This is a genomic window from Bacillus sp. GBSW19, assembly GCF_002998655.1.
Lineage (GTDB): Bacteria > Bacillota > Bacilli > Bacillales > Bacillaceae > Bacillus.
In genome coordinates this window covers 1,257,194-1,270,758 of record NZ_PVRF01000001.1, presented here as the reverse complement: position 1 = coordinate 1,270,758, position 13,565 = coordinate 1,257,194, and the positions used below count along the sequence as shown (strand labels likewise).

16 protein-coding genes are annotated in these 13,565 nt (G+C 42.1%); 13 read left to right on the top strand and 3 right to left on the bottom strand.

What is annotated here, in order from left to right; genetic code table 11:
* Positions 1-95: 95 nt before the first annotated feature.
* The 5 genes from C6344_RS06750 to C6344_RS06730 all read left to right on the top strand — a co-directional run bounded on the left by C6344_RS06750 (position 96) and on the right by C6344_RS06730 (position 3,994).
* Entirely contained in the window at positions 96-860 is a 765-nt protein-coding gene (locus C6344_RS06750) for a transporter substrate-binding domain-containing protein (RefSeq protein WP_066030686.1), read from the top strand.
* 126 nt (positions 861-986) lie between these two features.
* On the top strand, positions 987-1,643 hold the full coding sequence (gene artQ / locus C6344_RS06745; RefSeq protein ID WP_003215691.1) for an arginine ABC transporter permease ArtQ: 657 nt from the start codon (positions 987-989) through the stop codon (positions 1,641-1,643).
* Positions 1,636-2,358, top strand: coding sequence for an arginine ABC transporter ATP-binding protein ArtM (gene artM / locus C6344_RS06740; protein WP_034661222.1), 723 nt, complete (start codon positions 1,636-1,638; stop codon positions 2,356-2,358). The genes artQ and artM overlap by 8 nt, the downstream gene beginning before the upstream one ends.
* 120 nt (positions 2,359-2,478) lie before the next feature.
* Positions 2,479-3,432, top strand: a complete 954-nt coding sequence (locus tag C6344_RS06735) for an aromatic acid exporter family protein (protein WP_034661221.1) — start codon at positions 2,479-2,481, stop codon at positions 3,430-3,432.
* 52 nt (positions 3,433-3,484) lie between these two features.
* Positions 3,485-3,994 carry a L,D-transpeptidase gene (locus C6344_RS06730; RefSeq protein WP_060596807.1) on the top strand — a complete coding sequence of 170 codons (510 nt, stop codon included), beginning with the start codon at positions 3,485-3,487 and terminating at the stop codon, positions 3,992-3,994.
* Between the two features lie 38 nt (positions 3,995-4,032).
* On the opposite strand, the gene prli42 is transcribed toward C6344_RS06730, so the two are convergent.
* A complete protein-coding gene (gene prli42, locus C6344_RS18765) occupies positions 4,033-4,125 on the bottom strand; it encodes a stressosome-associated protein Prli42 (protein ID WP_149865350.1) in 93 nt (30 codons plus the stop codon).
* Positions 4,126-4,227: 102 nt separating this feature from the next.
* Here prli42 and mce point away from each other — a divergent pair, with 102 nt between their 5' ends.
* The 4 genes from mce to C6344_RS06710 are packed head-to-tail and all read left to right on the top strand — an operon-like array spanning position 4,228 to position 7,723.
* Positions 4,228-4,650 carry a methylmalonyl-CoA epimerase gene (gene mce, locus C6344_RS06725; protein ID WP_060596806.1) on the top strand — a complete coding sequence of 141 codons (423 nt, stop codon included), beginning with the start codon at positions 4,228-4,230 and terminating at the stop codon, positions 4,648-4,650.
* Complete coding sequence (locus C6344_RS06720) at positions 4,637-6,106, top strand: acyl-CoA carboxylase subunit beta (RefSeq protein ID WP_066030688.1); 1,470 nt, start codon at positions 4,637-4,639, stop codon at positions 6,104-6,106. Before mce ends, C6344_RS06720 begins: the two co-directional genes overlap by 14 nt.
* 16 nt (positions 6,107-6,122) lie before the next feature.
* The gene (locus tag C6344_RS06715) at positions 6,123-7,244 is read left to right on the top strand and encodes a M20/M25/M40 family metallo-hydrolase (RefSeq protein WP_066030689.1); all 1,122 of its coding nucleotides are present in this window, start codon (positions 6,123-6,125) and stop codon (positions 7,242-7,244) included.
* Positions 7,245-7,258: 14 nt separating this feature from the next.
* The gene (locus C6344_RS06710; protein WP_034661215.1) at positions 7,259-7,723 is read left to right on the top strand and encodes a chemotaxis protein CheW; all 465 of its coding nucleotides are present in this window, start codon (positions 7,259-7,261) and stop codon (positions 7,721-7,723) included.
* A gap of 36 nt (positions 7,724-7,759) precedes the next feature.
* On the opposite strand, the gene C6344_RS06705 is transcribed toward C6344_RS06710, so the two are convergent.
* Positions 7,760-8,578, bottom strand: coding sequence for a membrane protein insertase YidC (locus tag C6344_RS06705; RefSeq protein WP_034661213.1), 819 nt, complete (start codon positions 8,576-8,578; stop codon positions 7,760-7,762).
* 27 nt (positions 8,579-8,605) lie between these two features.
* Positions 8,606-8,887 carry a hypothetical protein gene (locus tag C6344_RS06700; RefSeq protein WP_003215677.1) on the bottom strand — a complete coding sequence of 94 codons (282 nt, stop codon included), beginning with the start codon at positions 8,885-8,887 and terminating at the stop codon, positions 8,606-8,608.
* A 106-nt stretch (positions 8,888-8,993) separates the two neighbouring features.
* Here C6344_RS06700 and C6344_RS06695 point away from each other — a divergent pair, with 106 nt between their 5' ends.
* The 4 genes from C6344_RS06695 to C6344_RS06680 all read left to right on the top strand — a co-directional run bounded on the left by C6344_RS06695 (position 8,994) and on the right by C6344_RS06680 (position 13,527).
* Positions 8,994-10,250, top strand: coding sequence for a DNA polymerase IV (locus C6344_RS06695; protein WP_106039235.1), 1,257 nt, complete (start codon positions 8,994-8,996; stop codon positions 10,248-10,250).
* 98 nt (positions 10,251-10,348) lie between these two features.
* A complete protein-coding gene (gene gndA / locus C6344_RS06690) occupies positions 10,349-11,758 on the top strand; it encodes an NADP-dependent phosphogluconate dehydrogenase (RefSeq protein WP_034661210.1) in 1,410 nt (469 codons plus the stop codon).
* Between the two features lie 122 nt (positions 11,759-11,880).
* Complete coding sequence (locus C6344_RS06685) at positions 11,881-12,729, top strand: GRP family sugar transporter (RefSeq protein ID WP_181185461.1); 849 nt, start codon at positions 11,881-11,883, stop codon at positions 12,727-12,729.
* Between the two features lie 12 nt (positions 12,730-12,741).
* The gene (locus tag C6344_RS06680) at positions 12,742-13,527 is read left to right on the top strand and encodes a glucose 1-dehydrogenase (RefSeq protein WP_034661209.1); all 786 of its coding nucleotides are present in this window, start codon (positions 12,742-12,744) and stop codon (positions 13,525-13,527) included.
* Positions 13,528-13,565 lie beyond the last annotated feature (38 nt).

Below are 13,565 nucleotides of genomic sequence, written 5' to 3'. Positions count from 1 at the left end.
ACTATTGCATCTTAAAAAGAAAGTGTTTAAAATACATTATAGTGAATAAATATTCAAAACAATACATGATTTTAAATACTGGGAGGCATTATCTTATGAAAAAGTGGTTATTATTACTTATGACAGCTGGTCTTGCAGCTGCACTCGCAGCTTGCGGAACTTCTTCTAATAATTCAAACGCATCAGGAGATGACAAAACACTCGTTATGGCGACATCGGCAGATTATCCGCCATTTGAATCAAAAGACGGAGATAAAATTGTCGGTTTTGATGTCGATCTTGCAACAGCACTAGCGAAAAAGAACGGCTACAAGCTAGAAATTCAAGATATGGATTTTGCAAGCCTTGTATCAGCCCTTAAAACAAATAAAGCTGATATTGTCCTTGCAGGCATGACCCCTACAGAAAAACGAAAAAAACAATTAGATTTCTCTGATGTTTATTACAATGCTAAAAACTTAGTTGTCTCAAAGAAATCTAGCGGAATGAAAACAGAGAAAGACTTAAAAGATAAAACAGTCGGCGTTCAATTAGGTTCAATCCAGCAGGATGAAGCAAACGGTTTGCAAAAGAAATATAACTTAAAAGTGGAAGACCGTAATAAAATCTCTGATATCATTCAAGAAATCAAAGCAGGTCGTTTTGATGCAGCCATTATTGAAGATAAAGTAGCTGCTGGTTATTTGAAAAAAGAAAAAGACTTCCAAGCATTTGGATTGAATAGTTCAAACGAAGGTTCAGCCATTGCATTCAAGAAAAATAGCGACTTAACAGCTAAATTTAATCAATCATTAAAAGAAATGCAAGACAATGGCGAACTTGATAAATTAATTAAAAAATGGTTTGCTGATGAAAAATAAGTCAGGAAAAGGATCAGCGTCATTCATGAAAATTCAGTAGAAAGCGCTGAAAAGTTCAACTTATGTTGAACTTTTTTCCTGTTTTATTTTTTGATTTCGTATGAAGGCATAAAAAAGGAGACTGTCATGTTAGATTTTAAAGATGTAATACCTCAGATGCCCTTTATTTTAGAAGGGCTTAAGGTCACACTTTCTATTGTTGTGGTATCACTTTTTCTTGGATTTATCTTAGGGATTTTATTAACGCTTTGCAAAATTAGTGTATTTAAGCCGCTCATTTGGCTTGCAGATTTTTATACATCCATCTTCCGAGGCACACCGCTTGTGCTTCAATTGCTCATTATTTATTTTGGTCTGCCTCAGCTTCTCGGGTTTCAAATCGATCAATACTGGGCTGCTGTAGCCGCATTTTCACTAAACTCTGCGGCATACGTATCTGAAATTATTCGTGCTGGTATTAATGCGATTGATAAAGGTCAAAAAGAAGCAGCCGTTGCTTTAGGCATCCCTTATGCTAAAATGATGAAGGACTTATTGCTTCCGCAGGCGTTTAAAAATATTTCACCTGCACTTGTGAATGAAACGATTACACTGACAAAAGAATCAGCAATTGTGACAGTTATTGGACTGGGAGATGTCATGAGACGAGCCTATCAAGCAGGTGCCGTCACGTATAATTATCTTGAACCGCTTATTTTTGCGGGTCTCATCTATTATGTCATCGTGCTTGTTCTCACCTTTGTCGGCAAATCGGTGGAAAGGAAGTTAAAATCAAATGATTAACATAGAGAAACTCACAAAATCTTTTGGCAAAAATGAAGTATTAAAAGGGATCGACACCACCATTAAAGAAGGGGAAGTTGTCGCAGTCATTGGACCATCTGGTTCAGGAAAATCGACGTTTCTTCGCTGCATCAACTTGCTTGAAAAGCCGACTTCTGGTGTCATTACAATTCAGGATACCGAAATCACAAACCCAAAAACCAATGCACTCAAAGTGCGTGAGAACATCGGAATGGTGTTTCAGCATTTCCACCTGTTCCCGCATAAAACCGTGCTGGAAAATATCACGTATGCGCCAATGAATGTGAAGAATCAATCGAAGGAAGACAGCATCAAACAAGCTGAAGATCTGCTGAAAAAGGTAGGGCTTTTAGAGAAAAAAGATGATTTTCCGAACCGTTTGTCAGGCGGTCAAAAGCAGCGTGTGGCAATTGCACGTGCGCTTGCGATGACTCCAGACATCATGCTGTTTGACGAACCAACTTCTGCACTAGATCCAGAAATGGTCAAGGAAGTCCTAGAGGTCATGAAAGAGCTTGCTCAATCTGGAATGACACTTGTGATCGTCACACATGAAATGGGCTTTGCAAAAGAAGTGGCTGACCGCGTGATCTTTATGGATGATGGGAAAATTGTAGAGGATGCAAACCCTGTGCAATTCTTTGAATCGCCGTCGTCACAGCGCGCGCAAGACTTCTTACAAAAAATATTATAAAGAAAAAAGAGAAGGCGACTTAACATCTCCTTCTTTTTTTGATTATAATGGGGAAAGTAAAAAAAGTTCATCATTTCACAAAAGTGAATGGAAACAAGACAGAAAAGAGTGAATCACATCATGTTTAAAATCGGCTACCGAACGCTGAAAACAGCACTAGGAACAGCGATCGCCATTTATATTGCACAACTGCTCGGCCTTCAAAATTATTCGGCTGCTGGGATTATTACGATTCTGTGTATTCAGGTGACAAAGAAAAGGTCCCTCTTAGCATCGGGAGCCCGCTTTGCAGCATGCAGTCTTGCCATTTTATTTTCTTATCTATTTTTCGATCTGATTGGGTATCATCCTTTTGTGATTGGTCTGATGCTGCTTGTCTTTATTCCGACAACCGTTTTGCTCCGCATTAAAGAAGGGATTGTCACAAGTTCAGTCATCATTCTCCATTTATACATGTCTGGCGGGATTACCCTTCACCTCATCTGGAATGAGCTGCTGCTGATAACAATTGGTGTTGGCGTAGCACTTATCATGAACTTGTATATGCCAAGTGTCGATAAAAAGCTCAAACGCTACAGCGAACAGATTGAAGCCAACTTTGCAAAAATCTTTGAGGAAATCGAGCAATACTTAATGACAGGGAAACAAGACTGGACAGGAAAAGAAATACCAGAGACACATCAATTGATCAAAGAAGCGAAAGCTCTCGCATATCGTGATGTTGAAAACCATGTCCTAAGACATGAAAACCTGTATTATCATTATTTTAATATGAGGCAAAAGCAATTCGAAATCATTGAGCGTGTGCTTCCGAAAATCACGTCCATTTCCATCACAACAGAGCATGGGCAAATGATTGCCGAATACGTCAGAGACTTACGCGAACATATTCACCCAGGGAACACGGCGCATAAATTTTTAAGACGTCTCATTGATATGAAAGAAGAGTTCGATAAGCTTCCGCTGCCGCAAACACGAGAAGAGTTTGAGGCAAGAGCTGCACTTTTTCATTTCCTCGGAGAAATGGAACAATATTTAGTACTGAAAAGCTATTTTAAAGGGATGAAAGAATAGAGACGCATGAGTTCCTCCTTCATTGGTCAATCTAATGAAAAAGGAGGAGCCTATGCGTCTTTTATTTTATACCGTATTGACCATGTCCCTTTCACCTATCTGGCCGCTCGGACAAAACCCGCTTCCAGGAGACCCGTATGTCATTATTAATAAACAAACAAATGAACTTGCCTATATTGATCAAGGACAAATCCAAAAAATATATCCTGCTTCTACAGGGAAAACAGCCGATTTAACACCAGAAGGGGAATTTACCATTATGATCAAAGCGAAAGATCCCTATTACAGAAAAAAGAATATTGAAGGCGGTGCGAAGAATAACCCTCTTGGCCGAAGGTGGATTGGATTTGATGCACGAGGAACAGATGGCAGAACGTACGGAATTCATGGGACGAGTGACGAAACATCGATTGGGAAATTTATCACGGCAGGCTGTGTGAGACTTCATAATCAAGATGTAGAGCTTCTATTTGACCAGCTTCCGGTTGGAACAAAAGTATGGATTACAACATCAAGCGATTCATTTGAAAAGCTTGCCAAAGACAAACAGGCCATTCGTTGATTGAACGAATCACCTGCTTGTCTGCTTTTATTGAAACCTTATAAAAAGGTTGCTGCTCCTGCTAAAAGTGAAGAAATTAACAGCAGGCTAATCATGAGCAATACCATGAATTTCATAAATTTCTGAGACATATCGCACCCCTATAACCGAAGATTTTTTGCGACGAACGCACCTTTCTTTATTCTAGCTGGTTTTTTCAAATGCGACAAGTGATCAACAAAGGAAGTGAACGGATGAATCAAATCGATCATATTGCCATTGCGGTCTTTTCTATTAAACAAACATCTCAACTTCTTCATCAGCTGTTTAACTGGCATTTTTCAGACATACAAGAGATTCCTGAGCAGGAGATTAAAGCGTCCTTCGCTTCACTTGATCATGTGCACATTGAATTAATTGAACCAATGTCAGACAGCAGTAAACTACATACCTTTTTAACAAAAAGAGGAGAGGGGCTCCATCATATTGCGTTAAAGTCAGGAGACATTCAGGCAGATCTTAACCATCTTGAACACCTTGGCGTGCAGCTTCTCCAAAAATCAGCACAGAAGGGCGCAAGCGGCAAGCAGATTGCATTTATTTCACCTAAAGAAACGTCTGGTGTGTTATTCGAATTGTGCGAGCCCTTGAAAGGAGAAAAACATGGCAATGAATGAATCGTTCAATGACTTGTCTAAATGGCGGGAAAAAGCGTTAATGGGCGGCGGTGAAAAACGAGCAGCCGCGCACAGAAACAAAGGAAAGCTATCGGTACGTCAGCGGCTGCATGAACTTCTTGACGTGGGCAGTTTCATGGAAATTCAGAGGTTTGCAACAGGCCGCATGTCAGAGCATGTCGGTGATGGCGTCGTCATTGGAACGGGACTTATTCATGGAAAGCCAGTATGTGTTTATGCACAAGATGCAACAGTGCATGGGGGCTCTTTAGGCGAAATACATGCCAAAAAAATTGCTTCTCTAATGGATCTCGCTGCTAAAAATCAGATGCCGGTCATCGGTCTAAAAGACTCAGGTGGTGCGAGAATTCAAGAGGGTGTGGTATCATTAGAAGGATACGGACAGATTTTTAAACGGAATGTGCTGTACTCTGGTCAAATCCCGCAAATATCCGTTATTTTAGGCTCATGTGCTGGAGGTGCAGTCTATTCTCCTGCTTTGACTGATTTTGTCTTCATGACAGAACAAACAGCTCATATGTTTTTAACAGGTCCGAAAGTAATAGAAAAGGCAACAGGAGAAACGGTCTGTCCTGACCGTCTTGGCGGTGCAAGTGTTCAGCATCAGACAAGCGGGAATGTGCACTATACTGGGAAAGATGAGCAGGACGTGTTAAAGGCGGTTCGAACACTTTTAACGTACATACCAACGACTAAACAGCCTGACATGCACACTGAAGTGCAAAAGCATGACGCCGTTGATCCAGGCAAAATCTTGCCAAAGGATCCATCACGCACCTATGATGTCAAACAAGTGGTGACAGCGATCATCGATCCAGGCTCATTCTTTGAGACCCAGCCTTGTTTCTCAAAAAATATCGTCACAGGGTTTGCCAGATTAAAAGGGGCTCCAATTGGCGTAGTTGCCAATCAGCCAAAGGTGTTGGCAGGAAGCCTTGACCTTGACGCTGCCGATAAAGCGGCCAGGTTTATTCGATTTTGCGATGCGTTTCATATTCCGATCTTAACGCTTGTCGACGTCCCTGGTTTTTTACCAGGGGAGAAAGCCGAGCATGCGGGAATTATCCGTCACGGCGCAAAGCTTTTATATGCGTACGCTGAAGCGACCGTTCCAAAAATCACGGTGATTTTAAGAAAGGCGTTTGGCGGTGCATATGTCGCGATGAATAGCAAGGGCTTAGGCGCTGACTTTGTTTATGCATGGCCAGCGGCAGAAATTGATGTCATGGGGAAAACGTTCGCAGACGAAATCGTTCATCCTGCTTCGCGCGAGGTTGAGACGGAACCAAGTGTATTAAAAGCGGCTCAGGCAGGGCTGATAGACGATATTTTCATGCCGGATGAAACGAGAGAGCGATTGATTCGCTCGTTTGATTTGCTTCGCAGTAAGGAAGAAGATAGACCGTTAAAAAAGCATGGCAACATGCCGCTATAAGAGGAGGAGCATCATCATGATCAATGAAAAACGTTTACTAGACGAATTTTTAGAACTGGTTCAGATCGATTCGGAAACAAAACACGAAGAGAAAATTGTGGAAGTCTTAAAAGAAAAATTCTCGCAGCTTGGTCTTAAAGTGGTGGAAGACGACTCAAAAGCGAAAACTGGCCACGGTGCAGGCAACCTCATCTGTACACTGGAAGGCAATCAAGAGGCTGATACTATCTATTTCACTTCTCATATGGACACAGTTGTTCCCGGCAATGGCGTAAAACCAGTCATTGAAGACGGCTATGTGAAGACAGATGGAACAACCATTCTTGGTGCTGACGATAAAACAGGGCTTGCGGCTATGTTTGAAGCCATCCGCGTGCTGAAAGAGAAGAATTTACCGCATGGAACGATTGAATTTGTCATCACAGCAGGTGAGGAATCAGGACTTGTTGGAGCAAAAGCGTTAGATCCAAAATTGATGACAGCAGCATACGGCTATGCCCTTGATTCAGATGGCAAGGTCGGGACAATTATCGTAGCTGCGCCAACACAGGCGAAAGTACGCGCAACCATTTACGGAAAAACAGCTCACGCAGGTGTGGCACCTGAAAAAGGCGTGTCTGCGATTACCATTGCATCAAAAGCCATTGCCAGCATGCCGCTTGGCCGAATTGATGAAGAAACAACGGCGAATATCGGGCGTTTTGAAGGTGGAACGCAAACGAATATTGTGTGCGATCAAGTCGATATCCTTGCTGAAGCACGCTCTTTAGAACCTGCAAAAATGGAAGTACAAGTAGCGAAGATGAAAGAAGCCTTTGAAAAAACCGCTAAAGAAATGGGCGGAAGTGCCGATGTACAAATTGACATCATGTATCCAGGCTTCAAATTCTCTCACGGCGATCAAGTCGTAGAAGTGGCGAAAAAAGCGGCTGCGAAAATTGGCCGTCAATCAGAACTACAGACGAGCGGCGGAGGCAGTGATGCAAACGTCATTGCAGGAAACGGCGTCCCAACTGTCAACCTAGCTGTTGGATATGAAGATATTCATACGAAAAATGAGAAAATGCCGATTGAAGAATTAGTCAAAACAGCTGAAATGGTTCTCGCCATTATCGAAGAAACGACAAATCTATCGTAAAGGCAGGAGACTCTGTGAGCACGCAAAAGATCATTATTTTCCAAGTGGGGCAAGAGGATTTTGGCATCAGTGTAGAGCATATTCGTTCGATTGAGAAGGTCCCTTATTTACAAGAAGTATCGAACCTTCCAAAAGAAATTAAAGGACTGATGTCATTAAGAGGAGAAGTCATCCCTGTCAGTGACACAGGCGTGATGCTTCACGGAAAGCCTCTTGATGTGAACGAACAGTCCAAGGTGTTGCTATTTGAATTAAACGATCAAATGATTGGCTGTCTTGTCTCAGATGCAAAAGATATTATCGATATCGAGCTAAGCGAGATCAAGCCATTTCATATGAACACGAAAGCCTCCGAATATTTCTTCGGCGTTGTGGAGAGAGAGAACAAGATGATTTTACAAGTGGACCCTAATAAGTTCCTTGGGAGAATTGATGACCTCGATCAACTGCCAGAGCGGTTAAAAGAAGAGTTGGCATAAAGAAAATCCCCCTATCTGATGATAAGGGGATTATTTTTATTCAGCAGCTGGGCTAGCTTGGTCGTTTGCCTCAGCTTTCGATTTTGATTTTTGGTACATGACATTCAAAATAATTGTTTGGATTGTGAGTAGTAATCCGCTTGTCATCCAGTATAAAGGAAGGGCAGCGGGTGCATTGATTGAAATAAACAGCATCATGATTGGGAAAATCATGCCCATGACTTTGGCTTGCTTCAGCGCAGCTTCTGTCTGGGTGCCTGATTGCTTCGCAAATCTTTGCGTAACATAAAATTGCAAGAAATACATGGCGCCTGCAAAGATCGCGACCAATAGATCGGTTTGTCCTAAGTTAAACCATAGGAACGAATGTGTTGCGATCTCAGGTGTTGAGCGGATCGCTGAGTAAAAGCCAAGAACAATTGGAATTTGAATCAGCATAGGCAGACAGCCCATTGCCAGCGGGTTCACATTGTTCTCTTTGTATACTTTCATCATTTCCATTTGTAGTTCTTTTTGTTTTTCAGGTTCTTTCGTTTTCTTCAATTTGCTTTGAATTTGGTCAATTTGAGGCTTCACCAGTGCCATTTTCTCCTGCATGACTCTTTGTTTCTTAAATTGGTTCGCAAAAAGAGGGAAAATCAGCAGGCGGACGATCAAGGTCACGAACATAATCGATAAACCATAATCATCATGGAAGAAGTTCGCAAGCCAAATGATCAGCTCCGAAAAAGGCTGGACAAAATAATGATGGAAAAACCCATCAGAGCTCGCATTCGTTTGCCCACTCGCTGCAAAAGCAGGTGAGGCAATCATCATTAAACATAAAGTCGTACAAATCGTCAATAAACGTTTCAATTCGTTTCCTCCTCATTTTTTAAAAAATTAATTAGAGAGAGGAAGCGAATGGTCTTCATCATCATTTGATGATCGTTTCATTCGAATGACTTTACTAATCCAAGTTGTAATGCGATCATATATGATAAACAGAAAGTCTGTTCGGTTCAATAAAGATGCGTCCAACTCTTCCAAACGATGTCCACCGAGGTGTTCGTTCATACGGCAGTCTTTTAATAAAAACGCAATGCCGATAGCCGTCAGCGCTGGAAGAATAATCGTAAAGAATTCAACAAGGAAAAAGACTTCATTGAATGTATCAATAATCATGATTATCACATCCATTTCATTACTCACAGTGTACTATACACTATATGAAATGTCTATTGGAACAAACATGAAGTAACAAGAGTCAATAAATGTAGGAGGCAGGCAAATGGGTGATTCTCAAAGGAAGGGTCGAATTATTTTTCATATTGATATGAATAGTTTTTATGCATCTGTCGAAATGGCGTATGATCCTTCTTTGAGAGGGAAACCTTTAGCCATTAGCGGAAATGCGAAAGAGCGTAAAGGGATTGTTGTGACGTGCAGCTACGAGGCAAGAGCACTAGGTGTAAAGCCCCCGATGCCGTTATGGGAAGCGAAGCGGCTTTGTCCGGGGCTGATTGTCCGTACACCTAACTTTGACCGGTACCGCAGCTCCTCACAAGAGATGTTTACGATACTAAGAGAATACAGCGATTTAGTCGAACCCGTATCCATTGACGAGGGCTATATTGATTTAACGCATACGCCTTATGCCGAGCACGCGGTGAAAACGGCTCATGATATTCAAACGAGGCTTGTAGAGGAGCTCATGCTTCCTTCAAGTATTGGCATTGCACCGAATAAATTTTTAGCGAAAATGGCGTCTAATTGGAAAAAACCAATGGGCATCACGATTTTACGTAAACGAGATGTTCCGAAAATGCTATGGCCGCTGCCAGCCGGTGACATGCACGGAGTTGGACAGAAAACGGCAGATAAATTGAAAACGATTGGCATTCATACCATTGAAGATTTAGCGAAAGCAAATGAGTATACGCTAAAGGAATTACTGGGCATCAATGGACCGAGATTAAAGCAAAAGGCGAATGGTGAACATGACAGTATCGTGGACCCAGAAAGGATATACGAATTTAAATCCGTCGGTAATTCGTCAACCCTTCCTCATGATTCTGACGATCCAGATGAACTTGTCACGTTAATTGATAAGCTGTCACAATCTGTGAGTGCAAGATTAAGGAGAAAAGAAGTGATGGCAAATCGGCTTCTCATCATGATACGGTACGCAAGCTGGAAAAATATCACGCGAAGTGTCACACTCACGAATCCAACGGATCGAAAGGAAGACTTATTTGAGGCAGCAAAGCAGTTATTCCTTAAACATTGGAATGACCAGCCCGTGAGGCTCTTGGGTGTGACGGGGACAGACCTTGTAGAACGAAAAGCAGCTGTTAAACAGCTTGATTTATTTTCCTATACAGAAGATGCAAAAGAAGAGCCTCTCCAAACCGTTTTAGAAGGGCTGAAAGAAAAATATGGCAAATCACTCATTCAAAGAGGAATGACCATCAAGGAAAAAGAGAGCAAAACAAGCGGAACAAGTTTTAATAAAGACTTTTTTCAGGACGAAAAAGGAAATGACTAGCCTGAAAACTTGATAAAAGAGGTGGTGTTGTGGTAATTTCAAAGGGTACATCATTTCAGCAGTAATCAATATAGTGTGTTAGAAGGGACGTCAGAATTATGTCAAAACAACAAATCGGTGTGGTTGGACTAGCCGTTATGGGGAAAAACCTTGCCCTTAATATTGAAAGCCGCGGTTTCTCCGTGTCCGTTTATAACAGATCTAGCAGCAAAACGGAAGAGTTTCTCGAAGAATCAAAAGGAAAAAACGTTGTAGGCACATACAGCATTGAAGAATTTGTTCAGTCGCTTGAAACACCGCGTAAAATTCTTTTAATGGTAAAAGCTGGTGCAGCAACGGATGCAACCATTCAATCATTACTTCCTCACCTAGAGAAAGGTGACATCTTAATTGATGGTGGAAATACATATTACAAGGATACGCAAAGACGTAATCAAGAGCTTGCGGAAAGTGGTATCCACTTCATTGGTACAGGTGTTTCTGGCGGTGAAGAAGGTGCACTAAAAGGTCCATCTATCATGCCAGGCGGTCAAAAAGAAGCGCATGAGCTAGTGAAACCAATTTTAGAAGCGATCTCTGCGAAAGTAGATGGCGAGCCATGTACAACGTATATCGGCCCAGATGGAGCAGGACATTATGTCAAAATGGTCCATAACGGCATCGAGTACGGAGACATGCAATTGATCTCTGAATCATACTTTATCTTGAAGCATGTGGCTGGCTTATCAGCAGAGGAGCTTCATGAAGTATTCTCAGAGTGGAATAAAGGCGAGCTTGACAGCTATTTAATCGAAATTACAGCGGATATTTTCACAAAAGTGGATGAAGAAACAAACCAGCCGCTTGTGGATGTCATCTTAGATAAAGCTGGACAAAAAGGAACTGGAAAATGGACGAGCCAAAGTTCTCTTGATCTAGGTGTCCCGCTTCCAATCATTACTGAGTCTGTTTTTGCGCGCTACATTTCAGCAATGAAAGATGAGCGTGTAGAAGCAAGCCAATTAATCGAAGGTCCTAAGCCAGCGCAATCAGCAGAGAATAAACAAGAGCTGATCGAAGCGGTTAGAAAAGCCCTATTCATGAGTAAAATCTGCTCTTATGCACAAGGTTTTGCGCAAATGAAAGCAGCATCTGATGAGTATAACTGGGATTTAAAATACGGTGAAATTGCGATGATCTTCCGCGGTGGATGTATCATTCGTGCAGCCTTCTTACAACAAATTAAAGAAGCATATGACCGTAACCCTGAACTGAAAAACCTATTGCTTGATCCTTACTTTAAGGATATTGCTCAAAGCTATCAATCATCACTTCGTAAAGTCATTTCACTTGCAGTGGAGCAAGGAGTTCCTGTTCCTTCATTCTCAAGTGCACTTGCTTACTTTGATAGCTATCGCACAGCTGTCCTGCCAGCGAACTTAATTCAAGCGCAGCGTGACTATTTCGGTGCACATACGTATGAGCGCACAGATAAAGAAGGCGTCTTCCATACGGAATGGATGAAATAAAATAGAACGTCAGAAAAACCTTACCATTGGATTGGTAAGGTTTTTTTGTGTTTGCATCTTTTCGGCTAAAAATGCGAAAAAGAGGGATGCTATGTAAAAAAGAAAAGAAAGTAGGGATAGAAGTGGGCATCTTATATGCACTTCTCCCAGCAATATTTTGGGGAAGTATTGTTCTGATCAGTGTCAAACTTGGCGGGAATGCATACCAGCAAACGCTCGGTATTACGCTTGGCGCATTTTTATTTTCAATTGCAGCCTTCTTCATCAAAATGCCAGAGCTGACACCGTTTATTTTTGCGGTTTCTGTGATTTCAGGCATCTTTTGGAGCATTGGACAAATGAATCAGCTTTCAAGTGTTGCGTTTCTCGGAGTCTCGAAGGCGGTTCCTTTGTCAACAGGCATGCAGCTTGTGAGCACTACATTATTTGGTGTCATGGTTTTTAAAGAATGGCAAACGATGACGGTCATACTCATTGGTTCTTGCGCCATTTTACTGATTATTGCAGGTGTTGTGATGACATCGCTAGGTCAAAAGAAGAATGGCGGCGGGAACGGTGGAGGCAATTTCAAAAAAGGGATCATTATTCTGCTCATCTCAACGGTTGGCTATGTCGGATATGTCGTCATTTTAAGATGGTTTCATATTGATGGGTGGTCTGCCCTCGTTCCGCAATCGGTCGGTATGCTGCTTTCATCCTTGGCGATTAGTCTAAAACAGAACCCGTTTAGTAAATATACGTTTAAAAATATCATTGCCGGTTTGGTTTGGTCGACAGGAAATCTTGGGCTTCTTTTGGCCATTCCGCTCATTGGCGTAGCCGTAAGCTTTTCGATGTCACAGACAGGGATTGTCATCTCAACATTAGGCGGCATTTACTTATTAAAAGAGAAAGCATCCAGAACAAGCTTTGTCATTGCAGGCTGCTTGATGATCATTGCAGGCGGCGTGCTGCTAGGCTTTACAAAATAGGAGGGTAAACGAATGTATCCAGATTTAGAAGGAAAAACAGTCCTGATTACAGGAGCCGGCACAGGAATAGGGCAAGCAATGGCGCGCCGGTTTGGACAAGAAAAAGCCAATGTGGTGATCAATTATTTCTCAGATCAAGAAAATCCGGATGACACCATTGCGGATATTCAAAAAAATGGCGGCCAGGCTGTGAAAATCAAGGGAGATGTATCAAAGGAAGAGGATATGCGGGCAATGATTGATAAAGCCATTCATACGTACGGCAGCCTTGATGTCATGATCAATAACGCAGGTATTGAAAACGAAGTGCCTTCCACAGAAATGACGCTGGATAATTGGAACAAAGTCATGTCGACTAATTTAACAGGTATGTTTCTCGGCTGCCGTGATGCACTGAAGTATATGACAGATCACGGGATAGAAGGATCGATCATCAATATGTCGTCGGTTCACCAGCAAATCCCTTGGCCTCATTTCGTTCATTATGCAGCAAGTAAAGGGGGCGCCAAGCTGCTGACAGAAACGCTGGCACTAGAATACGCCCCTAAAAAAATCCGTGTAAACAGCATTGCACCAGGCGCCATCGATACCCCGATCAATGCGGAAAAATTCGATGATCCCGCATTGAAAAAAGGCGTGATTGAATTGATCCCCATCGGCTATATTGGAAAGCCGGAAGAAGTGGCAGCATGTGCTGTCTGGCTGGCGTCAAAAGAGGCAAGCTATGTCACAGGCTTGACGCTCTATGTGGACGGCGGCATGACAAAGTATCCTGGCTTCCAGGCAGGAAAAGGATAGGGAGAAAGACAAAGAGCGTACACACATTACGCTCTTTT